This window comes from Pseudomonas sp. RIT-PI-S (assembly GCF_025642975.1).
GTDB lineage: Bacteria > Pseudomonadota > Gammaproteobacteria > Pseudomonadales > Pseudomonadaceae > Aquipseudomonas.
In genome coordinates this window covers 26,441-49,985 of record NZ_JANZKJ010000016.1, presented here as the reverse complement: position 1 = coordinate 49,985, position 23,545 = coordinate 26,441, and the positions used below count along the sequence as shown (strand labels likewise).

Genomic DNA, 23,545 nt, shown 5'->3' with positions numbered 1-23,545 from the left:
CATTAGGCAAGCCGGCTATGAGCGTATGGCTTGCCCCTGCCGATAGCGGGATCAGTGGAAGCGGTGAATATTGGACAGCTGCTTGTTGGGCTGAGGATTGCGCCGATAAACCAAGGCCATCTTGCCGATTACCTGCACCAGCTCCGCGCGGCCCGCTTGGCACAGGCTGGAAATCATCTCCAGGCGCTCCTCGCGATCCAGGATGTTGACCTTTATCTTGATCAGCTCATGATCGGCCAGGGCGCGCTCCAGCTCGGCCGCCACACCTTCGGTAATGCCATTGTCGGCGACGATCAATACCGGCTTTAAGTGGTGACCGATGGATTTGTATTGCTTTTTCTGCTCTGCATTGAGCGGCATAATCTGACCCTTTGATTGAAACCGTATGAAACGGCGGCCATTTTACCCGAGCGCCTGGTGCTAAGCCCAGCGACACGCAACGCCGCCCCATCCAGAGGTGCCCAGTGGCCCGTTCCAAGACAAGCCATAATTGGCTGAAAGAACATTTCAACGACCCCTACGTGAAGATGGCGCAGAAGGATGGCTATCGTTCGCGGGCCAGCTACAAGCTGCTTGAAATCCAGGAAAAAGACCGGCTCATTCGCCCCGGTATGTCCGTCATCGACCTGGGCGCGGCTCCCGGTGGCTGGTCTCAGGTCACCAGCCGGTTGATCGGCGGCCAGGGGCGGCTGATCGCATCGGACATCCTGGAAATGGACAGCATCCCCGATGTGACCTTCATCCAGGGGGACTTCACCCAGGAGGCTGTGCTTGCGCGGATTCTCGAAGCGGTCGGCAGTGACGAGGTAGACCTTGTTATTTCCGACATGGCCCCCAATATGAGTGGATTGAGCGCGGTGGACATGCCGCGGGCGATGTTTCTATGCGAACTCGCCTTGGACCTCGCTGGCCGGGTATTGAAACCGGGCGGCGATTTCTTGATCAAGATCTTCCAGGGCGAGGGGTTCGACACCTACCTCAAGACCGTTCGGCAGATGTTCGACAAGGTTCAAATGCGTAAACCGTTATCGTCACGGGATCGTTCCCGCGAGCAATACCTTCTGGCACGCGGATTCAAAGGCTGACGGCTACACTCAAGGCGCGCTTGCAGTAGCCGATAGGTTTTTTCAAATGGTGGTCGCCGTGAAGCATAAGCGAGTATTACGCAGTCAAAAGTTTCACAAAGCGTTACAAGCGGCGTCTGCGCATGCCTAGGGTTGTGTAGTAAGTTAGGCCGATGGACATCATACGAAGCCTGGCGCTAGGTCTCAGAGACTGGCTTCAGAGGGTAGCGAATTGAACGATATGGCAAAAAATCTCATCCTGTGGCTGATCATCGCCGCCGTTCTCGTGACGGTGATGAACAATTTCTCCAGCCCAAACGAGCCGCAAACCCTCAATTACTCCGATTTCATCCAGCAGGTGAAGGACGGCAAGATTGAGCGCGTGCAGGTGGACGGCTACGTCATCACCGGCAAGCGCAACGACGGTGACAACTTCAAGACCATTCGCCCAGCGATTCAGGACAACGGCCTGATCGGCGACCTGGTGGACAATCACGTTGTCATCGAAGGCAAGCAGCCTGAGCAGCAGAGCATCTGGACGCAACTACTGGTCGCCAGCTTCCCAATCCTTGTGATCATCGCCGTGTTCATGTTCTTCATGCGGCAGATGCAAGGTGGTGCGGGTGGCAAGGGTGGGCCGATGAGCTTTGGCAAGAGCAAGGCCCGGCTATTATCTGAAGACCAGGTGAAAACCACCCTGGCCGACGTCGCTGGCTGCGACGAGGCCAAGGAAGAAGTGGGCGAGCTGGTCGAATTCCTTCGCGATCCGGGCAAGTTCCAGCGCCTGGGTGGGCGCATTCCTCGCGGCGTGCTGATGGTTGGCCCACCTGGCACGGGTAAGACCTTGCTCGCGAAGGCCATCGCAGGTGAGGCGAAGGTCCCGTTCTTCACCATCTCGGGTTCGGACTTCGTCGAGATGTTCGTTGGCGTGGGCGCCAGCCGTGTACGCGACATGTTCGAGCAAGCCAAGAAGCACGCCCCTTGCATTATCTTCATCGATGAAATCGACGCCGTCGGTCGTCATCGTGGTGCTGGTATGGGGGGTGGCCACGACGAGCGCGAGCAAACCCTTAACCAGTTGCTGGTTGAAATGGATGGCTTCGAGATGAATGACGGCATCATCGTCATCGCCGCGACCAACCGCCCCGATGTGCTGGACCCAGCGCTGCTGCGCCCTGGTCGCTTCGATCGCCAGGTTGTGGTCGGCCTGCCAGACATCCGTGGCCGTGAGCAGATCCTCAAGGTCCATATGCGCAAGGTTCCGGTCAGCGAAGACGTCAATGCCGATGTGATTGCTCGTGGCACTCCGGGCTTCTCCGGCGCCGACCTGGCCAACCTGGTCAACGAAGCGTCGCTATTCGCTGCCCGCGCTGGAAAGCGTATCGTCGAAATGCGCGAATTCGAGCTGGCGAAAGACAAGATCATGATGGGTGCCGAGCGCAAGACCATGGTCATGTCGGACAAGGAGAAGCGCAACACTGCCTATCATGAAGCCGGTCACGCTATCGTGGGTCGCATCGTTCCTGAGCATGATCCGGTGTACAAGGTTTCCATCATTCCGCGCGGTCGTGCCTTGGGCGTGACGATGTTCCTCCCGGAAGAAGATCGTTACAGTCTGTCCAAGCGTGCCCTGGTCAGCCAGATCTGCTCGCTATACGGGGGTCGGATCGCCGAAGAGATGACTCTGGGCTTCGATGGCGTTACCACTGGCGCGTCCAACGACATCATGCGTGCCAGCCAGATCGCTCGAAACATGGTTACCAAGTGGGGGCTGTCGGAGAAGATGGGGCCGCTGATGTATGCCGAGGAAGAGGGTGAAGTGTTCCTCGGCCGCGGTGGTGGCTCGCAGAATGGCAGCGTCTCTGGTGAAACCGCCAAGATGATCGACTCCGAAGTTCGCAGCATCATTGATCACTGCTACACCACGGCCAAGCAGATCCTTGCCGATAACCGCGATAAGCTCGATGTCATGGCCGATGCCCTGATGAAGTACGAAACCATCGACGCCGACCAGATCGAGGACATCATGGCCGGGCGGCCGGTACGTGAACCTCGTGACTGGACTGGCGGCTCGGGCTCTTCGGGCACTGCGGCCAAGGGCAACGAACGCCCCGAAGCACCTATCGGTGGCCCCGCCGCTCAACACTAAGGCCTCGCATGAGTTCCTCGCTACACACGACCCGGTTGCCTTGCGGCAACCGGGTTCTTGATTTATCCAGTACCCACGTGATGGGTATTCTCAACGTTACCCCAGATTCTTTCTCCGACGGTGGCCGCTTCAAAGGGCTGGAGCGTGCGCTGGCCCATGCCCGCGGCATGGTTGAAGCAGGGGCCAACCTTATCGACGTTGGGGGTGAATCCACCCGGCCAGGTGCACTGCCTGTTTCGTTACAGGAGGAGTTGGACCGGGTTTGCCCGGTTGTAGAGGCGATCGCCTCGGAATTGAACGTCATCATCTCGGTGGATACCTCTACCCCCGAGGTCATGCTTGAGTGCGCCGGCCTGGGCATGGGGCTGATCAACGACGTGCGTGCATTGCAGCGTGCCGGTGCGCTAGAGGCCGCAGCGCAGACGGACGCCGCGGTTTGCCTGATGCACATGCTGGGCGAACCGGGCGATATGCAAAAAAATCCCCAGTACACCGATCTTGTCGGTGAAGTGACCGATTTTCTCGCGAACCGAATGCTCGCCTGTCAGAATGCAGGCATCGATGCGTCGCGGATTATCCTCGACCCAGGCTTCGGCTTTGCCAAAACTCATGCGCACAATTTGAGCCTGTTTAGGCGCCTAGAAGCGCTTGATGCGCTGGGTCGGCCGCTGTTGGTGGGAGTTTCTCGCAAGAGTATCGTCGGCCAAACCCTGGGCAAGCCGATTGACGATCGCCTCGCCGGCAGCCTGGCGCTGGCTGCTATGGCCATGTTCAAGGGCGCGAAGATCCTGCGCGTGCACGATGTTGCTGAAACTGTGGACGTGGTGCGCATGATTGCGGCGGTCAACGCGGCGGAATAAGAACGAACGGAGCACTTATGAGCAAAAAGTATTTTGGCACCGATGGCATTCGTGGCCGGGTCGGTCAGTACCCTATTACCCCCGATTTCATGCTCAAGCTTGGTTGGGCCGCGGGCATGGCATTCCGCAAGATGGGAGCCTGCAGGGTGTTGGTAGGCAAAGACACTCGTATCTCCGGTTACATGTTCGAGTCTGCGCTGGAAGCTGGCCTCTCGGCTGCTGGCGCGGACGTGCTGCTGTTGGGCCCGATGCCTACGCCCGCCATTGCCTACCTCACGCGTACCTTCCACGCCGAGGCGGGGATCGTTATTAGTGCTTCGCATAACCCGCACCACGACAACGGCATTAAGTTCTTTTCGGGGCAAGGCACCAAGCTTGCCGACGACATCGAACTGATGATCGAGGAGTTGATGGACCAGCCCATGACCGTGGCGGAGTCCGGCAGCCTGGGCAAGGTGTCGCGCATTAACGACGCGGCCGGCCGCTATATCGAGTTCTGCAAAAGCAGCGTACCTACCAGTACGGATTTCGCTGGGCTTAAGTTGGTGGTGGATTGCGCCCACGGCGCAACCTACAAAGTGGCTCCCAATGTATTTCGCGAGCTGGGGGCCCAGGTGACTGTCATCTCGGCCCAGCCAGATGGTCTCAATATCAATGAAAGCTGCGGCTCGACCCACATGGAGGCTTTGCAGGCGGCAGTATTGCTGGGCCATGCCGACATGGGCATAGCGTTCGATGGCGATGGTGACCGCGTGCTGATGGTCGATCATACCGGCGCCATCGTCGACGGCGACGAACTCCTGTTCATCATCGCCCGCGACCTTAAAGAGCGCGGGCGCCTCGAAGGCGGCGTAGTTGGTACGTTGATGAGTAACCTGGGGCTGGAGCTGGCCTTGCAAGACCAGGATATTCCTTTCACCCGCGCCAAGGTCGGCGATCGTTACGTCATCGCGGAGATGGCCGAACGCAACTGGCCCCTCGGTGGGGAAAATTCCGGCCACATCGTTTGTTCGCAGCACACCACTACGGGCGACGCGATCATCGCCGCGCTGCAAGTGCTGCTGGCGCTCAAGCGTCGTGGAGAGACGCTCTCCCAGGCTCGGCATGGCCTGCGTAAATGTCCGCAGGTGCTGATCAATGTACGCTTCGGTGGCGGTCATGACCCGGTCGAGCATCCTGCGGTGGAGCAAGCCTGCCAGCGCGTAACCGAGGCCATGGGAGGGCGTGGTCGGGTACTGTTGCGCAAGTCGGGTACCGAGCCGCTGGTCCGGGTTATGGTCGAGGGCGATGAAGAAGCTCAGGTGCGTCGTTACGCAGACGAGCTGGCCAAGCTTGTAGAGGAAGTTTGTGCATGAATGATTCGCCGAAGGCTTGCCACCCGCATTTGTTATGGGTAACATCTGCGCCCACTTTGACCGACGAGGTAAAGCATGCGTCGCTTGATGGTAGCTGGTAACTGGAAAATGAACGGTACCCGCTCCAGCGTGGCGGAGCTGCTCAAGGGGTTGAAAAGTCAGGAGTTTTCAGCGACAGTAGAGGTCGCGATTTTCCCGACATTCCTCCACGTCAGCGAAGCGGTTGAAGCGTTGCGAGAGGTGAGCATTGCGGTCGGTGCGCAGAACGTCGCGACCCAGTCTGGGCCTGGTGCCTTGACCGGTGAAGTGGCAGCGAGCCAGCTGGTTGATGTCGGTTGTTCTCTTGTCCTTATCGGGCACTCGGAACGCAGGCAGATTATCGGCGAGGACGAAAGCGTACTGGTAGCCAAGTTCAAAGCCGCGCAGGAAGCTGGGCTTACCCCGGTGCTCTGTGTAGGCGAAACTCTCGAGGATCGTGAGGCCGAGCGCACCTTTGATGTTGTTGGAGCGCAGCTTGACAGCGTCATCGACTCGCTTGGGGTAGAGGTTTTCTCCCGCGCAGTTATTGCTTATGAGCCGGTTTGGGCGATTGGCACAGGTTTGACCGCAACGCCCGAACAGGCGCAGGAAGTGCACAAGGCCATCCGCGCCAGGCTGGCGGCCAGTAATTCCGAAGTTGCACAAAGCGTGCGACTTTTGTACGGCGGCAGCGTAAAGGCGGCCAACGCGGCTGAGCTGTTCCGTATGCCGGATATCGACGGGGGGCTGATTGGTGGTGCCGCCTTGAATGCAGATGAGTTCGGTGCGATCTGTCGCGCCGCGGGAAGCTGACAAGATGCTGGAAAACGTCGTAGTAGTGTTTCATCTGTTGGGCGCACTTGGGGTAGTTGTACTCGTGCTGCTGCAACAGGGGAAAGGTGCTGAAGCAGGTGCATCTTTCGGCGCAGGAGCTTCAAATACTGTGTTCGGAAGCCAAGGTTCCGCTACCTTTCTGAGTAAGTTTACTGGTATACTCGCTGCATGTTTCTTCTTGACCAGCTTAGGGTTAGGTTACTTTGCTAAAGAAAAGGCTCACCAGTTGAGTCAAGCAGGTCTTCCTAATCCAGCGGTTCTAGAAGTGCCACAGCAAAAGCCGGCAGCAGATGATGTTCCGGTGCTTCAAGAGCATAAAAGCGGCGTGAACACTACTGATGTTCCTCCGGCTCAAGAGCAGAAGTAACAGGGTTTCAAAGAGTTTTGCCGAGGTGGTGGAATTGGTAGACACGCAACCTTGAGGTGGTTGTGCCCATAGGGTGTAGGGGTTCGAGTCCCCTTCTCGGTACCAACATACAAGAAGCCCGCATTTTGTGCGGGCTTTCTTGTTCTAGTGCTGTTGATTGACCGTTCAGGTCCGAAGCCGTATACTTTCGGGCCAGCTATGTCGCGGGGTGGAGCAGTCTGGTAGCTCGTCGGGCTCATAACCCGAAGGTCGTTGGTTCAAATCCAGCCCCCGCAACCAGTTTCAGCGGAGCCCCTGTTCAGGGGCTTTTTGTTAGCTGATCAGCACATGACGTCGCCTTCCGGCGACGTTTCCAGGGTGGGCGTTTCGCCCATTTTTTATTTGCACAGCATGCACGAGGGGGTTCAGGTGTCGAGCAAGCTAGAACAGTTGCAGGCCTTACTGGCCCCAGTGGTCGAGGCGCTTGGCTATCAATGTTGGGGTATAGAGTACATATCCCAGGGCCGCCACTCACTGCTGCGTATTTTTATCGATAAGGAAGGCGGGGTACTGGTAGACGACTGCGAGATCGTCAGCCGGCAGGTCAGTGGGGTGCTCGATGTTGAAGACCCTATTGCCGTGGAGTACACCCTTGAAGTTTCCTCCCCAGGCATGGATCGCCCGTTGTTCACGCTTGAGCAGTTCGCTGCCCACGCTGGCGACCAGGTGAAAATCAAGTTGCGCACGCCCTTTGAAGGCCGGCGCAATTTTCAGGGCCTGCTTCGCGGTGTGGAAGAACAGGATGTGGTGGTCCAGGTCGATGACCATGAATTCTTGTTGCCGATCGATTCAATCGATAAAGCAAACATTATTCCCAGTTTTGACTGAGACGTTTCGGGTTCCGCGCGAATAGCGGATCCAAAGGCTTGCGAAAGGCGAGGCGTACGATGAGTAAAGAAGTACTGCTGGTTGTTGAATCGGTATCCAATGAAAAAGGCGTGCCGGCGGGCGTAATATTTGAAGCGCTGGAAATCGCCCTGGCTACCGCGACTAAAAAGCGGTTCGAGGACGAAGTGGATCTGCGGGTGGAAATCAACCGCCATACCGGGAACTACGAAACCTTCCGGCGCTGGACCGTTGTCGAGGACGAAAACTTCGATGACCCTGCCATCCAGCTGGCCGTTGACCAGGCTCAGGCGCGCAAGCCCGATTCCGTCGCCGGCGACATCATCGAAGAGAAGATCGACTCGATCGAATTCGGCCGCATCGCAGCACAAACCGCCAAGCAGGTAATCGTGCAGAAAGTGCGCGAAGCCGAACGTGCTCAGGTTGTCGATGCTTACCGTGAAAAAGTCGGGGAGATCATCTCCGGCACCGTAAAGAAAGTTACCCGCGACAACGTGATCGTAGACCTTGGCAACAATGCCGAGGCATTGCTGGCGCGTGAAGACATCATCTCTCGCGAAACCTTCCGGGTCGGCGTGCGCGTTCGTGCGCTGCTCAAGGAAATCCGCAGTGAAAACCGCGGGCCGCAGTTGATCCTGTCTCGTACGGCGCCGGAAATGCTCATTGAGCTGTTCCGCATCGAAGTGCCAGAAATCGCCGAAGGGCTGATCGAAGTCATGGGCGCTTCGCGTGATCCAGGCTCTCGAGCAAAAATTGCCGTTCGCTCCAAGGACAAACGCATCGACCCTCAGGGCGCTTGCATCGGTATGCGCGGTTCCCGCGTACAAGCGGTGTCCGGTGAATTGGGTGGCGAGCGCGTGGATATCGTCCTGTGGGATGACAACCCTGCACAGTTCGTCATCAATGCGATGTCCCCGGCGGAAGTCGCGGCAATCATCGTTGATGAAGACGCGCATGCCATGGATATCGCCGTTGCGGCTGACAATCTCGCCCAGGCCATCGGCCGCGGCGGGCAGAACGTTCGCCTGGCCAGCCAGCTGACGGGCTGGACGCTCAACGTCATGACCGAGTCGGATATCCAGGCTAAACAACAGGCCGAAACCGGCGACATCCTGCGCAATTTCGTCGAGCAACTCGAAGTCGACGAAGAGCTTGCCCAGGTGCTGGTGGACGAAGGTTTCACCAGCCTGGAAGAAATCGCCTACGTGCCTTTGGAAGAAATGCTCAACATCGACGGGTTCGATGAAGAGATCGTCAATGAGCTTCGTGCTCGGGCCAAGGATCGCCTGTTGACCGCAGCCATCGCATCCGAGGAGAAGCTTGCCGACGCCCAACCGGCTGAAGACCTGCTTTCCCTCGACGGTATGGATGCAGACCTTGCGAAGGAACTGGCGGTACGCGGTGTGGTTAACCGCGAAGACCTGGCCGAGCAGTCTATTGACGATTTGCTCGACATCGACGGCATCGACCAAGAGCGTGCCGGCAAGTTGATCATGGCCGCCCGAGCCCATTGGTTCGAGTAACTGGCGCGGCCTGAGGAGAGAAGTGCATGACGCAAGTCACGGTGAAAGAACTGGCCCAAGAGGTCGCCGCACCGGTGGAGCGCCTGTTGCAACAGATGCGTGAGGCGGGGTTGCCGCATACCGACGCTGGCCAGGTTGTGACCGATACCGAAAAACAAGCGCTGTTGGCGCACCTGAAAAGCAGTCACAAGGCAAAAGTGGAAGAACCCCGCAAGATTACCCTGCAGCGCAAGACCACCAGCACATTGCGGGTGGCCGGCAGCAAGACCATCAGCGTCGAGGTCCGTAAGAAGAAGACCTTCGTCAAGCGCAGCCCTGAAGAGATCGAGGCCGAACAGCGCCGCGAACTCGAAGAGCGTCGTGCCGCTGAGAACGCCGCACGGGAAAAATCCGAGGAGCAGGCACGCCTGCGCGCCGAAGAGGAAGCTCGTAAGGCAGCTCCAGCTGGTGGCGCTACCAGCGCCGCGCCTGCCTCGGCAGCCGAGCCCGTGGCCGCGCCGTCCACCTACGTCGAGCCTGTGGCCGCCCCTGAGCGCCCCGCCGTTCCGACCCAAACGGTCGAAGTGCGCAAGCGCGACGACGCGCGTCGTCCGGATAAACCCAAGGCGAGCACCGACGACGATCGTCGTGGCGAACGCAAGGGCCAGCCGCACCGCGCCACCGTCAAGGAAAAAGCACCGACGCCGCGTGCTGCTCCGCGTACCACCGATGAAGAAAGCGACAGCTTCCGTCGTGGTGGCCGTGGCAAGTCCAAGCTCAAGAAGCGCAACATGCATGGCTTCCAGAGCCCGACCGGCCCGGTTGTACGTGATGTAGTGATTGGTGAAACCATCACGGTGTCCGACCTTGCCCAGCAGATGTCCGTCAAGGGCGCTGAAGTGGTCAAGTTCATGTTCAAGCTGGGCACTCCGGTGACCATCAACCAAGTGCTGGATCAGGACACTGCCCAGCTGGTTGCCGAAGAGCTCGGTCACAAGGTCAAGCTCGTCAGCGACAACGCGTTGGAAGAGTCCCTGGCCGAATCGCTTCGCTATGAAGGCGAAACCGTCGCTCGCGCGCCGGTGGTTACCGTCATGGGTCACGTTGACCACGGTAAGACCTCGCTGCTCGACTACATCCGTCGCGCCAAGGTCGCCGCGGGCGAAGCCGGTGGCATTACCCAGCACATCGGTGCGTACCACGTGGAAACCGACCGTGGCATGGTCACCTTCCTCGACACCCCGGGCCACGCTGCGTTTACCGCCATGCGTGCCCGTGGTGCCAAGGCGACCGACATCGTCATCCTGGTAGTGGCCGCGGACGACGGCGTGATGCCGCAGACCATCGAAGCCGTTCAGCACGCCAAGGCTGCGGGTGTTCCGCTGGTTGTCGCGGTGAACAAGATCGACAAGCCCGGGGCAGACCTGGACCGCATTCGAAGCGAGCTGTCGGTTCACGGCGTGACCTCCGAAGAGTGGGGCGGCGATACCCCATTCGTTCCGGTCTCGGCAAAAATGGGTACCGGTGTCGACGAGTTGCTCGAAGCCGTTCTGCTTCAGGCTGAAGTGCTCGAGCTCAAGGCGAGCCCAGCGGCACCAGGCCGCGGCGTGGTGGTCGAGTCCCGCCTGGACAAGGGCCGTGGGCCGGTTGCAACGGTGCTGGTACAAGACGGTACCCTGCGCCAGGGCGACATGGTTCTGGTCGGTTCGAACTTTGGCCGCATCCGCGCCATGCTCGATGAAAACGGCAAGAACGTGAAAGAAGCCGGGCCGTCCATCCCAGTCGAGATCCTCGGCCTGGACGGCACCCCGGATGCTGGCGACGAAATGAGCGTGGTGGCTGACGAGAAGAAGGCACGTGAAGTCGCCCTGTTCCGTCAAGGCAAGTTCCGCGAGGTCAAGCTCGCCCGTGCTCACGCTGGCAAGCTGGAAAACATCTTCGAGAACATGGGCCAGGAAGAGAAGAAGACCCTCAACATCGTGCTCAAGGCCGATGTGCGTGGTTCTCTGGAAGCGCTGCAAGGCGCCCTGGGTGGCCTGGGCAACGACGAAGTGCAAGTGCGCGTCGTGGCCGGTGGCGTGGGTGGCATCACTGAAAGCGATGCCAACCTGGCGCTCGCCTCCAGTGCCGTGGTGTTCGGCTTCAACGTGCGTGCCGATGCCGGCGCTCGCAAGATCGTCGAGCAAGAAGGCCTGGACATGCGTTACTACAACGTGATCTACGACATCATCGAAGACGTCAAGAAGGCCCTCACCGGCATGCTTGGCAGCGATGTCCGCGAGAACATCCTGGGTATCGCCGAAGTGCGTGACGTGTTCCGCTCGCCGAAGTTCGGTGCCATCGCCGGCTGCATGGTGCTCGAAGGCATCGTGCACCGTAATCGCCCGATTCGCGTACTGCGCGAAGACGTGGTGATTTTCGAAGGCGAACTCGAGTCGCTGCGTCGCTTCAAGGACGACATGTCCGAAGTGCGCGCCGGCATGGAGTGCGGTATCGGCGTGAAGAGCTACAACGACGTCAAGGTCGGCGACAAGATCGAAGTGTTCGAGAAAGTCCAGGTGGCCCGTACGCTCTAAGCTGTCTCAAGTCGGGAGTCGGCGTGTTCGCCACCCGCTCCCTCACGCAACGCCCGGTTCGGCCTCTCGCCGGGCCGGGCGTTTGCCGCTTTCAAGCCACCTGCGGTGCGGGTGGTCGATACAGGTAGTCTTGCCATGGCAAAAGAATATAGCCGTACCCAACGAATCGGCGACCAGATGCAGCGCGAACTGGCGCAGCTGATCCGCCGCGAAGTCAAAGACCCACGCGTTGGCCTGGTCACGATCACCGCGGTGGATGTCACCCGGGACTTGGGCCACGCCAAGGTGTATATCACCGTGATGGGGGATGACGGCGGCGAGCAGGTCGCGCAGAGCATCAAGGTTCTCAACGCCGCGGGCAGTTTCCTGCGCACCCAGCTGGGGCGTGAGATGAAACTGCGCAGCGTGCCGCAGTTGCACTTCCACTATGACGAAAGCGTGGCCCGTGGCGCTCATCTGTCGGCGTTGATCGAACGTGCTGTCGCCGAGGACAGCCAGCACGCGCCAGCGGCGCCCGAGCCGAACAGCACGGACGAGGATTGATCGGTGGCACAGGTCAAACGTATCCGCCGGAACGTCAGCGGCATCATCCTGCTGGACAAGCCCCAGGGCTTCACTTCCAATGCGGCGCTGCAAAAGGTCCGTTGGTTGCTTAACGCGGAAAAGGCAGGGCATACCGGAAGCCTCGACCCGCTGGCGACCGGAGTGCTACCGCTGTGCTTCGGCGAGGCGACGAAGTTTTCCCAGTACCTGCTCGATTCCGACAAGGGATACGAAACGGTCATGCAGTTAGGGGTTACCACCACGACGGCCGATGCCGAGGGCGATGTTCTGCTCGAGCGGGCGGTCACCGTCGGTCGTACCGATATCGAAGCGGTGCTTCCGAGCTTCAGGGGCCCTATCCTGCAGGTTCCGCCGATGTACTCGGCGCTCAAGCGCGACGGGCAGCCGCTGTACAAGTTGGCCCGAGCTGGGGAAGTAGTGGAGCGTGAGGCACGTTCTGTTACTATTGGCAGCCTTGAGTTGCTCGCAGTGGATGACACGCGGGCTACGCTGGCGGTGCAATGCAGCAAAGGCACCTATATCCGAACCCTGGTCGAGGACATCGGCGAGCGGCTTGGCTGTGGGGCCTATGTAGCTCAACTGCGGCGTACCCATGCCGGGCCGTTCCAGCTCGCTCAGACTGTCACCCTCGAAGCCCTCGAGCAGGCGCATGCCGAAGGCGGCAACGAGGCGCTGGACCAGTTCCTGCTTCCCGCGGACAGCGGCTTGCAAGACTGGCCGCTGCTGCAGTTCTCGGAACACAGCGCGTTTTACTGGTTGCATGGCCAACCGGTTCGTGCCCCGGAAGCTCCGGCTTTCGGCATGGTGCGGGTGCAAGATCACAATGGCCGCTTCATCGGGATCGGTGAAGTGAGCGAAGACGGGCGCATTGCGCCGCGTCGGCTGATTCGGTCTGAATGACCGAACGAGGGTGGCTGTCAGTAGGCGCGGTCATTCCTCTTATTAAACGACGGGGTTTATACCCTGGCCTATTGGAATCGCTTTGCGGTTCCGTGAAATGGAGACAGCCAAATGGCACTCAGCGTTGAAGAAAAAGCTCGTATCGTTGGTGAATATCAGCAAGCTGCTGGCGACACCGGTTCTCCGGAAGTGCAGGTAGCCCTGCTGACCGCCAACATCAACAAGCTGCAAGACCACTTCAAGGCCAACGGTAAGGACCACCACTCGCGTCGTGGCCTGATCCGCATGGTCAACCAGCGCCGTAAGCTGCTGGACTACCTGAAGGGCAAAGATGCACCGCGTTACAGCGCCCTGATCGGTCGCCTGGGCCTGCGTCGCTGATAGCGGCCCGGCCAGTGGTGTGCATGACCTCGGCAACGGTCGCGCTTCACGCGCAATCGTCGCCGGCGTCGTGCGACTCAATGAGGTTGGCGGCCCGCCTTCTCGAGCTCAGTGCTCGAAGGGGCGGGTTTCCAGCCTCAAGTTTTATCCGGACGTAGAACGGGCCGAATCCCGTTGGCGCCCAAACATTCAGAGGCTTTGTACGAAATCATCGGTACAGGGCCTAGTACAGATTTCCCCAAGTGAAATAGAAGGTAGGAAGCCGTGAACCCGGTAATCAAGAAGTTTCAATTCGGTCAATCGACCGTAACCCTCGAGACTGGCCGTATCGCCCGTCAAGCCAGCGGCGCCGTGCTGGTCACCGTCGATAACGACGTGACCGTGCTGGTAACCGTGGTTGGTGCTAAACATGCCGATCCAAGCAAGGGCTTTTTCCCTCTGTCGGTCCACTATCAGGAAAAAACCTACGCCGCCGGCAAGATCCCTGGCGGTTTCTTCAAGCGTGAAGGTCGTCCTTCCGAGAAGGAAACCCTGACCTCGCGCCTGATCGACCGGCCGATCCGCCCGCTGTTCCCCGAAGGCTTCATGAATGAAGTCCAGGTGGTGTGCACCGTGGTGTCCACCAGCAAGAAGACCGATCCGGACATCGCTGCGATGATCGGCACCTCGGCCGCCCTGGCCATTTCCGGTATTCCGTTCGAAGGCCCGATCGGCGCTGCCCGCGTTGCCTTCCACGAAAGCACCGGCTACCTGCTGAACCCGACCTATGAGCAACTGAAGGCTTCGAGCCTGGACATGGTCGTTGCCGGTACCTCGGACGCCGTGCTGATGGTTGAATCGGAAGCCAAAGAGCTGACCGAAGACCAGATGCTGGGCGCCGTGCTGTTCGCCCACGACGAGTTCCAGGTTGTCATCCAGGCCGTCAAGGAGCTGGCCGCCGAAGCCGCCAAGCCGACTTGGGAATGGTCCGCCAAGGCACAGAACACTTCGCTGCTCGATGCCATCCGTGGCGAATTCGGTGCCGCGGTTTCCGACGCCTACACCATCACCGTCAAGGCCGACCGCTATGCCCGCCTGGGCGAGCTGCGCGACCAGGTCGTTGCCAAGTTCTCCGGTGAGGAAGGCCAACCTACCGCCGGTGAAGTCAAAGAGATCTTCGGCGAGATCGAATACCGCACCGTTCGCGAAAACATCGTCAACGGCAAGCCGCGTATCGACGGCCGTGACACTCGCACCGTGCGCCCGCTGAACATCGAAGTCGGCGTTCTGCCGAAAACCCACGGTTCGGCCTTGTTCACCCGCGGTGAAACGCAGGCGCTGGTGGTAGCTACTCTGGGTACCGCTCGCGACGCACAGTTGCTGGACACCCTGGAAGGCGAGAAGAAAGACCCCTTCATGCTGCACTACAACTTCCCACCGTTCTCGGTAGGCGAGTGTGGCCGCATGGGTGGCGCTGGGCGTCGTGAAATCGGCCACGGCCGCCTTGCGCGTCGTTCGGTCCAAGCCATGCTGCCAAGCGATTCCGAATTCCCGTACACCATTCGCGTGGTCTCGGAAATCACGGAATCCAATGGCTCCAGCTCCATGGCGTCGGTCTGTGGTGCCTCCCTGGCGCTGATGGACGCCGGTGTGCCGATGAAGGCCCCTGTAGCCGGTATCGCCATGGGCCTGGTCAAGGAAGGCGAGAAGTTCGCGATCCTGACCGACATCCTCGGTGACGAAGACCACCTCGGCGACATGGACTTCAAGGTAGCGGGTACCGCCAAAGGCGTGACCGCGCTGCAGATGGACATCAAGATCAACGGCATCACCGAAGAGATCATGGAAATCGCCCTGGGCCAGGCCCTGGAAGCGCGCCTGAACATCCTCGGCCAGATGAACCAGATCATCGGGCAGTCCCGCTCGGAGCTGTCGTCCAACGCACCGACCATGCTGTCGATGAAAATCGACACCGACAAGATCCGCGACGTCATCGGCAAAGGCGGTGCCACCATTCGCAGCATCTGCGAAGAAACCAAAGCCTCGATCGACATCGAAGACGACGGTTCGATCAAGATCTTCGGCGAAACCAAAGAAGCCGCCGAAGCCGCTCGCCAGCGCGTTCTGGGTATCACCGCTGAAGCCGAGATCGGCAAGATCTACGTTGGTAAGGTTGAGCGTATCGTCGACTTCGGCGCGTTCGTGAACATTCTTCCGGGCAAGGACGGCCTGGTGCACATCTCCATGCTCAGCGACCAGCGCGTTGAGAAGGTTACCGATGTGCTGAAGGAAGGCCAGGAAGTGAAAGTTCTGGTGATGGACGTGGACAACCGCGGCCGCATCAAGCTGTCGATCAAGGACGTTCCGGCAGCGGAAGCATCGGGCGTTTAAGCTTTCGGCTTGCCGCAGCAGTGAAAAACCCCGCTCATGCGGGGTTTTTTTTATTCAAACGAAGCGATTCGTGCCCCTGCAACTTGCACGCAAATTTACATCACAAGTTGCATGTTGCACGATGGCACTACAACCATGTTTATGACAAGTCTTTGATTTTAAAAGGGTTTAAACAAAGCGAGACGTTGGCATGGGAGCTGCAACATTACTATCACTCAGTGGCCAACAGGCTACGGGCTTCCCAAAAGAACAGGAGTGACTCCCATGAAAAAATTCGCTATCGCTGCCGCCGCTGCTTCCGTCATGGCGATGGGCCTGACCACTGGTGCCTTCGCTCAAACCACCCAAGCTACCCAGTCGCCAATGATGGTAGCAACCGGGGAAGTGACCAAAGCTAAAGAAGCGACTTCGGACACCTGGATCACCACCAAGGTCAAATCTGACCTGGTAACCGAAAAAGGTATCCCAGGCACCGATATCAAGGTCGAAACCAACAAGGGTGTTGTCTCGCTGTCGTCGACCGTAGCGGTCACCGAAGCGCAGAAGCACACCGCAGTTGCTATCGCTAAAAAGATCAAAGGCGTAAGAGCTGTATCGGCTGATGGCCTGAAAGCCGAATAAGCCTGATCGGCATGAAAAGCCCCGCTTAGTGCGGGGCTTTTTTTTGTGCCAACGGTGGCTACGGCGCCACATCCAGATGCAACACGCTGCTCACCCGGCCGTTGGGTTGAGCGTCCGCCAACTTCGCGTCGATCAGGTAAATGCGGTCATCGGCCAACTTGCCTTGGTTGACGAGAAAGTCCTTGATGCTGCTGGCGCGAGCTTGCCCCAGTTGGCGCAGCAGTGCGTTGCTGTCACGCCACGAATCAATCACAGCGGCTAGTAGCCTGGCCTCGCGTTGGGCCGGTGCTAGGGCTTGCCACTGCGCCGGGGGCTGCTGTTTGAGGCGGGTGCGGTAAATGCCTTCGAGCAAAGCGGGCTTTTCTTCCTCTGGCACGCTGAGCTGGCTGGCCTGAGCCGGCACTTTGTCTCCACGCCGTTGCAGGATTTTGTACCAGATGGCCTGGTATTCGCGCTCCAGCCGCTGGGCGGCGATCAGCGGGCCGTCACTGCCCGATGCACTGGCCCCTTCGACCTCAAGGCGTAATTCCGGCTTCTGATTGAGCGCGGTAGCCACTTTCAACAGATCGGCCTGCCCCTGGCTATCGATCTCACTGCTGCCGGCGGCGAATCCGATCTTGCTCAGGTCTTCACTGCCACCCATGTGAGCCAGGTTGCCGAGAAGCTTGAATGGCGCCTGGGCCGTGCGAACCAAAAGGTTGCGGAAGGTCTGCCAAACCACCGGCATCACGCTGAACTGAGGGTTGTTGAGGTCGCCCGATACTGGGAGCGCAATGGAGATCCGCCCGTGGCTGTCCTTGAGCAGGGCAATGGCCAGCTTGATCGGCAGGTTGGTGGCGTCTGGGCTATCTACCTTGTCGCCGAGTTCCAATTGCTCAACCACCAGGTTGTTATCGGCTTGCAGCTGCCCTTTGTTGATCCGGTAGTGCAGGTCCAGGTCCAGGCGGCCCTTGCGGATCCGGTAACCGGCGAACTTGCCCGAGTAAGGCGTGAGCGTGGTGAGTTCGACCCGTCGAAAACGAGTGGCGATGTCCAGGCTGCCCAGTGGCTCGAACGGCGTGAGCTTGCCCTCGATGGTGACCGGCGCATAACGATCCACCCGGCCTTTTACGTCAACCTGCGCGGCCAGCGGCCGGCTATTGTCCAGCGTTCCGATGCTGCCGTTGAGCTGTTGTATAGCGGTTGCGAAGTTCGGCGTCAGGCTGAAATCGGCGAAGTTCGCCGAGCCGTCACTGAAGGCAATGCCGCCGATTTTTATCGCTAATGGTTTGCTCGGCGTTGGATCAGCCGCCTTTGCCTGCACCGGGCTCGCTGCCTTCGGGACCAGCAGGTCATCGATATTGGTAGTGCGATCCTCATTGATCATAAAGCGGGCATAGGGTTGGGCAATGGTCACCTGATCGATGCTCAGCCCGTCGTTATGCCGATAGCTGAGGCCGTCCAGGTTCAGCCGGGCCCAGCGGATAAAGTCACGGGACTTGAGGGTGTCCAACGTATGCAGCTGGTTTACCTGGGCCTTCCCGCCGACGCTGAAGGCGAGCGGCGCGGTATTGGTCAGATCTAGCGTGAGGTCGCTGTCGAGCATGCCGCTGCGCAGCTCTAGGCGGGCGAAGGGGGTGATGTAGGCCTGGGCGACGCGTAGGTCGATGTCCCGGGTCGTCAGCGCCAGATGTGCCGCAACCGGGCTCAGGCTTACCTCACCGCTCGCCTGGAGCTTGCCTTGGCGGCCGACGCCGCTGTCGAGTTCAAGCTTCAGGGGCTGGGCATCGAGAGAATCGTAGCCGGCCACATGAACGTTCAGCGGGGCCAGGTCAAGCGTTACCGGCTCAGCCGCGGCCTTGTCCTGCAGATGCACCCGCGCGTCGCTAAGCCGGGCTTCCTTTACAGTCACTTGCCAAGGTTGCGCTGGGGCTTGCAGGGGCGGCGCGGGTGCCGCCTGAGTTGGCGACGAGAACAGCGCCTGCCAGTCGATCTGGCCATCAGCCTCCCGGGCCGCCCAGGTTTCCAGTTGGCGCACCGCTACGCTGGGCAGGGTCAGGTTACGTTTAGCCAGATCGAACGAAGCGCCGCTGACTTCCAACCCTTCAAGGCGCAGCAGTGGTCGCCCGTTTTGAGTGCTCATGGCGAAGGGCGAAAGCGACAGGTGCGCGCCGCTCAGGCGCACATCGGCCTGGTGGGTCAGGTCTACGCTGTAATCCAGCTGAGCGCTGAGCTGGCCACGTTCCAGCTTGAGGGGGGCAACGCCCTGCACATAGGGCCACCATGTTTGCACCGGTGCATCACTGAGCGTCAGGTGGCCCTGGGATGTGAAGGGGAACAGCGAAAAGCGCCCGGCCCAATCGACCTTGCCCACCAGCGGCCCGCGTGCGGTTAGGGTCATCTCGGCATCGCCTTTGGGCAGGGTGGTCAGGTGGCGAAGCTGGAAGTCCAGTGCGTCATAGGTAAATTCCACCGGCGCATTGGAGCGTGAATCGCGAAAGTGCAGGTAGCCGTCGCTCAACGTGAGCGTGTCGATGGTGACTGGGAACGGCTTATCGTCGGCGCTGGGCGGCGGCTCAGGTTCGCTGGAAGGGCGGAACAACGCCGCCAGGTTCAATTGCCCTGCGGGAGAAATCAGCACCTGCACTTTTGGCTTGTGAAGGTTCAGGCTCGCCAGATGCACCTGGCGGCGCCACAAGCTGTCGATCTGCAGGTTGCCATCGAGCTGAGTGAAGCCCAGTTGCTCTGCACCGACGTCGCCAAACCTCAAGCCAAGCAATGTCAGCTCGAGGGTGAATGGGTTGAAGCGGATTTGCTCAAGGTGAGCAGGGCTGGTGGCGAGTGCTGCCAGCTGGTCGTTGGCTATCCGCAGAGCGATAACCGGCGCCAGCCAGAACCCCAGAAGGGCATACAGCGCGACGGCGACAAGCACCCCGGCTGCGACACGCAGCAATCCGTTCGGCAATCCGTTCGGCGATCCATTCGGCGATCCATTCGGCGATCCGTTCAGCAATCCCTTTGACATCCTCGGCTTCGCTTATTCATTGAAAGGTGCGTTGGAGTCCCTGGGCCGCCGCGGGTTCCCAGGCGCTACTGATGAGCCTTGACTGTATGCCGTACGCCCTGCGTGCGCTGATGAGGGGCACACAGAGCGCCGGCCGGCTTGATTAGGGCCGTTCGATCGCCAAGGCCACGCCTTGCCCACCGCCGATGCATAGCGTAGCCAGGCCCTTTTTCACGTCCCGGCGGATCATTTCATGCAGCAGGGTGACCAGCACCCGGCAGCCAGACGCCCCGATGGGATGGCCAAGCGCGATCGCGCCACCGTTAACGTTGACCTTGTTCATGTCCCAGCCCAGCTCCTGCGAAACCGCCAAAGCTTGTGCGGCGAAGGCTTCGTTGGCCTCGAACAGGTCAACGTCCTCTAGCGCCCAGCCGGCTTTCTCCAGGCAACGCCGGGTGGCACTGACAGGGCCGATGCCCATGATCGCTGGGTCTACCCCGGCGTTGGCATAACCGGCGACCCGCGCCAACACCGGCAGGCCCAACGCTGCGGCCTTTTCGGCGCTCATCAGGATGACCGCCGCGGCGCCATCGTTGAGCGAAGAAGCATTGCCGGCAGTGACGGTGCCATCTTTCTTGAAGGCAGGCTTGAGCTTGGCCAGGGATTCGACCGTGGTGCTCGCGCGTGGCTGTTCGTCATCGACGATTTGCAGAGCTTCGCCTTTGCGCTGCGGCACGTTCACCGGGGTGATCTCGCTGCGGAAGCGACGAGATTCGATCGCAGCCGCCGCCTTGTGCTGCGAGGCCGCCGCGAAACTATCCTGGGCTTCCCGGCTGATGTCGTATTTCTCCACCAGGTTCTCGGCGGTGATACCCATGTGATAGTCGTTGAAGGCGTCCCAGAGGCCGTCGCTGATCAGGGTGTCCACCATGGTGGCGTGGCCCATGCGCAGGCCGGTACGGGCCCCTGGCACTACATAGTTGGCCAGGCTCATGCTTTCCTGGCCGCCGGCGATGATCACGTCCGCGTCGCCGCAGCGAATGGCTTGGGTGGCCAGGTGCAGTGCCTTGAGCCCGGAGCCGCAAACCTTGTTCAAGGTCATAGCGGGCACCGCCGCTGGCAGGCCGGCCTTGATCGACGCTTGCCGGGCCGGGTTCTGGCCTGCACCAGCGGTCAGTACCTGGCCGAGGATCACTTCGTCGACGTCCGCGGGCGCTATGCCAGTGTCGCTGAGGAGTTGACGAATGACGGTCGCCCCCAGCTCAACGGCAGGAACAGTGGCTAGCGCGCCCTGGAAGCTTCCCACTGGAGTGCGCGTGGCTGCGACGATAACGACCTCTTTCATGCTCTTCGATCCTCGTTGTTATTGGTTGGCCGCTGGGTAAATGGGGCCTGGATACCGCAAGATGCGCGCATGTTGGCATATTTTCGGAAGGCGCGCCTATCCACCCAGCCGCATGCGCTGTCGCGCCCGATGTTGAGAACCATCGCGCACCGCCCAGCGCAATAGCGGGGTGCTGCAACCCAGGCCAAGGCTAACCACGCCGCGCTGCAGGGCACTCTGCTCCAGCGCAAGCATGGACGCCGCCCAAGGCGGCAACAGACCGATACCGGCATTGAGCATCAGTTGCCCCACCGGCCGCGCCAGCTGGCTAGGCGCGGGCGCCGCGCGCAGAAGCCTGGCTACCTCGTGGGTGCGCTCGTCGCAGCGCAGTTGCGGCCGCAGGCGCTGGAGATATTGCTCGACTTCCGCCCGGGACCGTGGCACCTCCCTTGCGCCCAGGCGCTCGGCTACCAAGGCGACCTCTGCGTAATACTGGTCTTGGGCTTGCCCGCTCAACAACGGATCGCGGTAGCGCAGATGCGCGGCAAGGAAACTGCTCATCTCCGCCACATGCACCCAGGTCAGCAAGGCTGGATCGCTGGCGGCATAGGGCTGGCCGTCCACGCTCCCGCTGACCTGTAGGTGAATGGTGCGCACTTTTTCGATCAGCCAGTTGGCATCGCGGGTGGAGCCGTAGGTGGTGCCGGAAACGAACTGCCCGGTGCGGCGCAAGCGCCCGAGCATATCGTCACGAAAATTGGAGTGCTCCCATACGCCGGCCAGGGCCAGGGGATGGAGCATTTGCAGCAGGAGGGCTCGGACCCCGCCAATGAGCATGGCGGTGAAGTCTCCGTGTACCTGCCAACAGACAGACCCCGGCCCAAAAAGGCCCGGGTCTCCCGGTGGCGACCGCAGGTCTAGCTGGCCTAGGGCCAGGCCCGTGAGGCCCAGCACCTGGCGTTCGACCCTGCGCCGGAACGCCTCGATCATCCGTTGGGCAAGCCTTGGGCTCAGCCGCGGTGGCGGCTACGGAAGAAGTCGATAAGGCCTTGGGTGGAAGCGTCCTCAGCCGGCTCTTCGACGTCGCCGATCAACCGCTGGTAAACGTTCTTGCCCAGCTCCTTGCCCAACTCCACCCCCCACTGGTCGAAGGCGTTGATGCCCCAGATCACGCTTTGCACGAAAACCTTGTGTTCGTACATGGCCACCAGCGCACCCAACCGGCGAGGGCTGATGCGCTCTACTACCAGCGTATTGCTCGGGCGGTTGCCAGGGATGACCTTGTGCGGCGCCAGGCGCTCGACCTCGGCTTCAGCCATACCCTTGGCGCGCAGCTCTGCTTCTGCCTCGGCGCGGGTTTTCCCCAGCATCAACGCCTGGCTTTGCGACAGGCAGTTGGCGAACAGCCATTGGTGGTGGTCGGCGACCGGGTTGAAGCTCACCACGGGGACGATGAAGTCTGCCGGGATCAGTTCGGTACCTTGGTGCAGCAATTGGTGGTAGGCGTGCTGGCCGTTGGCGCCCACGCCGCCCCAGATCACCGGGCCAGTGTTGGTCGTAACCGGGGTGCCATCCTGGCGCACGCTCTTGCCGTTGGACTCCATGTCCAGCTGCTGCAGGTGCTTGGTGATGTTACGCAGGTAGTGGTCGTACGGCAGGATCGCGTGGCTCTGCGCGCCCCAGAAATTCCCGTACCACACACCGAGCAGTGCCAGCAGCACGGGCATGTTGCGCGCGAAGGGCGCGGTCTGGAAGTGCTGGTCCATGGTGTGCGCACCGGACAGCAACTCCTTGAAGTTGGCGGTGCCGATGGACAGCGCGATCGGCAGGCCAATGGCCGACCACAACGAGTAGCGGCCGCCGACCCAGTCCCACATGGGAAAGATGTTCTCTTCCCGGATGCCGAACGCCACGGCCGCGGCATTGTTGCTCGATACCGCGATGAAGTGACGATGCAGCTCGGCTTCAGAGCCACCCTGGGCCAGGTACCAGGCGCGCGCGGCCTGAGCGTTCTTCAGGGTTTCGAGAGTGCCGAAGGACTTGGACGAAACGATGAACAAGGTGGTTTCGGCGCGCAGCTTGGCCGAGAGTTCGTGGAATTCACTGCCGTCGATGTTTGCCAGGTAGTGGCAGCGCACGCCTTTCTGACTGTAGGGCAGCAGGGCTTCGGAGACGAGTTCGGGGCCGAGGAAGGAGCCACCGATACCGATGTTCACCACGTCGGTGATGGGCTTCTCGGTGTAACCCCGCCATAGGCCGTCATGAATGCGGGTCACCAGTTCGGTGATCTGCCCCAGTACTTTGTGTACCTCGGGCATGATGTTGCTGCCGCCGACCTTGAGCTTGTCGCCGATCGGGCGGCGCAGGGCGGTGTGCAAGGCCGGGCGGCCCTCCGAGGCGTTAAGGATCTCGCCGTCGAACATCGCCTTGATCGCCTCGGAGAGCTTGACCTCATTGGCCAGCTGCACCAGCAGGTTGCGGGTGTCCTTGGTGATCAGGTTCTTGGAGTAATCGAGGAACAAGCCACAGGCGCTGAGCGAGAAGCTGCCGAAGCGCTCGGGGTCGGCGCTGAAGGCTTCGCGCATGCTGAACTGCTGCATGGCGGCACGGTGCTCTTTAAGCGCCTGCCAGGCGGGAAGGGCGGTCACGTCGTGAGGAGTGCGGTAGTACGCCATCTCTGCAAGTTTCCTTTTACTTGGTCAGCCTCTTGGACACTGTCAGGTCCGGCCAGGTTGCTTTGCGTTTTTATAGCCACCAGAGCACAAGGCGGCGCTTGGCCATAGCTTTCACGG

The 23,545-nt window shown here is 60.4% G+C and carries 19 protein-coding genes and 2 tRNA genes; 16 read left to right on the top strand and 5 right to left on the bottom strand.

Features of this window, described 5'->3' with window-relative positions; genetic code table 11:
• Positions 1–51: 51 nt before the first annotated feature.
• Entirely contained in the window at positions 52–360 is a 309-nt protein-coding gene (yhbY, locus tag OGL93_RS19195) for a ribosome assembly RNA-binding protein YhbY (RefSeq protein ID WP_263264460.1), read from the bottom strand.
• 104 nt (positions 361–464) lie between these two features.
• Between yhbY and rlmE the strand changes: the two genes are divergently transcribed.
• The 16 genes from rlmE (at position 465) to OGL93_RS19115 (ending at position 16,446) form a co-directional block, all read left to right on the top strand.
• The gene (rlmE, locus tag OGL93_RS19190) at positions 465–1,085 is read left to right on the top strand and encodes a 23S rRNA (uridine(2552)-2'-O)-methyltransferase RlmE (protein WP_263264459.1); all 621 of its coding nucleotides are present in this window, start codon (positions 465–467) and stop codon (positions 1,083–1,085) included.
• Between the two features lie 220 nt (positions 1,086–1,305).
• Positions 1,306–3,213: an ATP-dependent zinc metalloprotease FtsH gene (gene ftsH, locus OGL93_RS19185; protein ID WP_263264458.1), complete on the top strand. Its 1,908-nt coding sequence runs from the start codon at positions 1,306–1,308 to the stop codon at positions 3,211–3,213.
• An 8-nt stretch (positions 3,214–3,221) separates the two neighbouring features.
• Entirely contained in the window at positions 3,222–4,073 is an 852-nt protein-coding gene (gene folP, locus OGL93_RS19180) for a dihydropteroate synthase (RefSeq protein ID WP_263264457.1), read from the top strand.
• Between the two features lie 17 nt (positions 4,074–4,090).
• Positions 4,091–5,428, top strand: a complete 1,338-nt coding sequence (gene glmM, locus OGL93_RS19175; RefSeq protein ID WP_263264456.1) for a phosphoglucosamine mutase — start codon at positions 4,091–4,093, stop codon at positions 5,426–5,428.
• A 75-nt stretch (positions 5,429–5,503) separates the two neighbouring features.
• Positions 5,504–6,259 carry a triose-phosphate isomerase gene (tpiA, locus tag OGL93_RS19170; RefSeq protein ID WP_263264454.1) on the top strand — a complete coding sequence of 252 codons (756 nt, stop codon included), beginning with the start codon at positions 5,504–5,506 and terminating at the stop codon, positions 6,257–6,259.
• A gap of 4 nt (positions 6,260–6,263) precedes the next feature.
• Complete coding sequence (gene secG, locus OGL93_RS19165) at positions 6,264–6,647, top strand: preprotein translocase subunit SecG (protein ID WP_263264453.1); 384 nt, start codon at positions 6,264–6,266, stop codon at positions 6,645–6,647.
• Between the two features lie 19 nt (positions 6,648–6,666).
• Positions 6,667–6,752 (top strand) — tRNA-Leu (locus OGL93_RS19160).
• 97 nt (positions 6,753–6,849) lie between these two features.
• Positions 6,850–6,926, top strand: a tRNA-Met gene (locus tag OGL93_RS19155).
• Between the two features lie 129 nt (positions 6,927–7,055).
• Positions 7,056–7,514 (top strand): ribosome maturation factor RimP, encoded by a 459-nt coding sequence (rimP, locus tag OGL93_RS19150; protein ID WP_263264529.1) that lies wholly within the window; start codon positions 7,056–7,058, stop codon positions 7,512–7,514.
• Positions 7,515–7,573: 59 nt separating this feature from the next.
• Positions 7,574–9,055, top strand: a complete 1,482-nt coding sequence (nusA, locus tag OGL93_RS19145; RefSeq protein ID WP_263264452.1) for a transcription termination factor NusA — start codon at positions 7,574–7,576, stop codon at positions 9,053–9,055.
• A gap of 26 nt (positions 9,056–9,081) precedes the next feature.
• On the top strand, positions 9,082–11,610 hold the full coding sequence (infB, locus tag OGL93_RS19140) for a translation initiation factor IF-2 (RefSeq protein ID WP_263264450.1): 2,529 nt from the start codon (positions 9,082–9,084) through the stop codon (positions 11,608–11,610).
• Between the two features lie 135 nt (positions 11,611–11,745).
• Positions 11,746–12,153, top strand: coding sequence for a 30S ribosome-binding factor RbfA (gene rbfA / locus OGL93_RS19135; RefSeq protein ID WP_263264449.1), 408 nt, complete (start codon positions 11,746–11,748; stop codon positions 12,151–12,153).
• 3 nt (positions 12,154–12,156) lie between these two features.
• A complete protein-coding gene (truB, locus tag OGL93_RS19130; protein WP_263264447.1) occupies positions 12,157–13,074 on the top strand; it encodes a tRNA pseudouridine(55) synthase TruB in 918 nt (305 codons plus the stop codon).
• Positions 13,075–13,185: 111 nt separating this feature from the next.
• Positions 13,186–13,455 carry a 30S ribosomal protein S15 gene (gene rpsO, locus OGL93_RS19125; RefSeq protein WP_263264446.1) on the top strand — a complete coding sequence of 90 codons (270 nt, stop codon included), beginning with the start codon at positions 13,186–13,188 and terminating at the stop codon, positions 13,453–13,455.
• A 264-nt stretch (positions 13,456–13,719) separates the two neighbouring features.
• Complete coding sequence (pnp, locus tag OGL93_RS19120) at positions 13,720–15,825, top strand: polyribonucleotide nucleotidyltransferase (protein ID WP_263264445.1); 2,106 nt, start codon at positions 13,720–13,722, stop codon at positions 15,823–15,825.
• A gap of 264 nt (positions 15,826–16,089) precedes the next feature.
• Positions 16,090–16,446: a BON domain-containing protein gene (locus OGL93_RS19115; protein ID WP_263264444.1), complete on the top strand. Its 357-nt coding sequence runs from the start codon at positions 16,090–16,092 to the stop codon at positions 16,444–16,446.
• A gap of 58 nt (positions 16,447–16,504) precedes the next feature.
• Here the strand turns inward: OGL93_RS19115 and OGL93_RS19110 are convergent, their stop codons facing one another.
• The 4 genes from OGL93_RS19110 to pgi form a co-directional block, all read right to left on the bottom strand.
• Positions 16,505–19,390 carry a DUF748 domain-containing protein gene (locus OGL93_RS19110; protein WP_263264443.1) on the bottom strand — a complete coding sequence of 962 codons (2,886 nt, stop codon included), beginning with the start codon at positions 19,388–19,390 and terminating at the stop codon, positions 16,505–16,507.
• A 202-nt stretch (positions 19,391–19,592) separates the two neighbouring features.
• A complete protein-coding gene (locus tag OGL93_RS19105; RefSeq protein ID WP_263264441.1) occupies positions 19,593–20,774 on the bottom strand; it encodes an acetyl-CoA C-acetyltransferase in 1,182 nt (393 codons plus the stop codon).
• 96 nt (positions 20,775–20,870) lie between these two features.
• Positions 20,871–21,740 carry an oxygenase MpaB family protein gene (locus tag OGL93_RS19100; RefSeq protein ID WP_263264527.1) on the bottom strand — a complete coding sequence of 290 codons (870 nt, stop codon included), beginning with the start codon at positions 21,738–21,740 and terminating at the stop codon, positions 20,871–20,873.
• Between the two features lie 23 nt (positions 21,741–21,763).
• Positions 21,764–23,428, bottom strand: coding sequence for a glucose-6-phosphate isomerase (pgi, locus tag OGL93_RS19095; protein ID WP_263264440.1), 1,665 nt, complete (start codon positions 23,426–23,428; stop codon positions 21,764–21,766).
• Between the last annotated feature and the right edge of the window lie 117 nt (positions 23,429–23,545).

Excerpts from the sequence above, each read along its gene's own strand:
- ftsH (WP_263264458.1), top strand. The coding sequence starts at position 1,306 with ATGGCAAAAAATCTCATCCTGTGGCTGATCATCGCCGCCGTTCTCGTG.
- tpiA (WP_263264454.1), top strand. The coding sequence starts at position 5,504 with ATGCGTCGCTTGATGGTAGCTGGTAACTGGAAAATGAACGGTACCCGC.
- pgi (WP_263264440.1), bottom strand. The coding sequence starts at position 23,428 with ATGGCGTACTACCGCACTCCTCACGACGTGACCGCCCTTCCCGCCTGG.
- rbfA (WP_263264449.1), top strand. The coding sequence starts at position 11,746 with ATGGCAAAAGAATATAGCCGTACCCAACGAATCGGCGACCAGATGCAG.
- secG (WP_263264453.1), top strand. The coding sequence starts at position 6,264 with ATGCTGGAAAACGTCGTAGTAGTGTTTCATCTGTTGGGCGCACTTGGG.
- yhbY (WP_263264460.1), bottom strand. The coding sequence starts at position 360 with ATGCCGCTCAATGCAGAGCAGAAAAAGCAATACAAATCCATCGGTCAC.
- nusA (WP_263264452.1), top strand. The coding sequence starts at position 7,574 with ATGAGTAAAGAAGTACTGCTGGTTGTTGAATCGGTATCCAATGAAAAA.
- glmM (WP_263264456.1), top strand. The coding sequence starts at position 4,091 with ATGAGCAAAAAGTATTTTGGCACCGATGGCATTCGTGGCCGGGTCGGT.
- folP (WP_263264457.1), top strand. The coding sequence starts at position 3,222 with ATGAGTTCCTCGCTACACACGACCCGGTTGCCTTGCGGCAACCGGGTT.
- rpsO (WP_263264446.1), top strand. The coding sequence starts at position 13,186 with ATGGCACTCAGCGTTGAAGAAAAAGCTCGTATCGTTGGTGAATATCAG.
- OGL93_RS19115 (WP_263264444.1), top strand. The coding sequence starts at position 16,090 with ATGAAAAAATTCGCTATCGCTGCCGCCGCTGCTTCCGTCATGGCGATG.
- OGL93_RS19105 (WP_263264441.1), bottom strand. The coding sequence starts at position 20,774 with ATGAAAGAGGTCGTTATCGTCGCAGCCACGCGCACTCCAGTGGGAAGC.
- infB (WP_263264450.1), top strand. The coding sequence starts at position 9,082 with ATGACGCAAGTCACGGTGAAAGAACTGGCCCAAGAGGTCGCCGCACCG.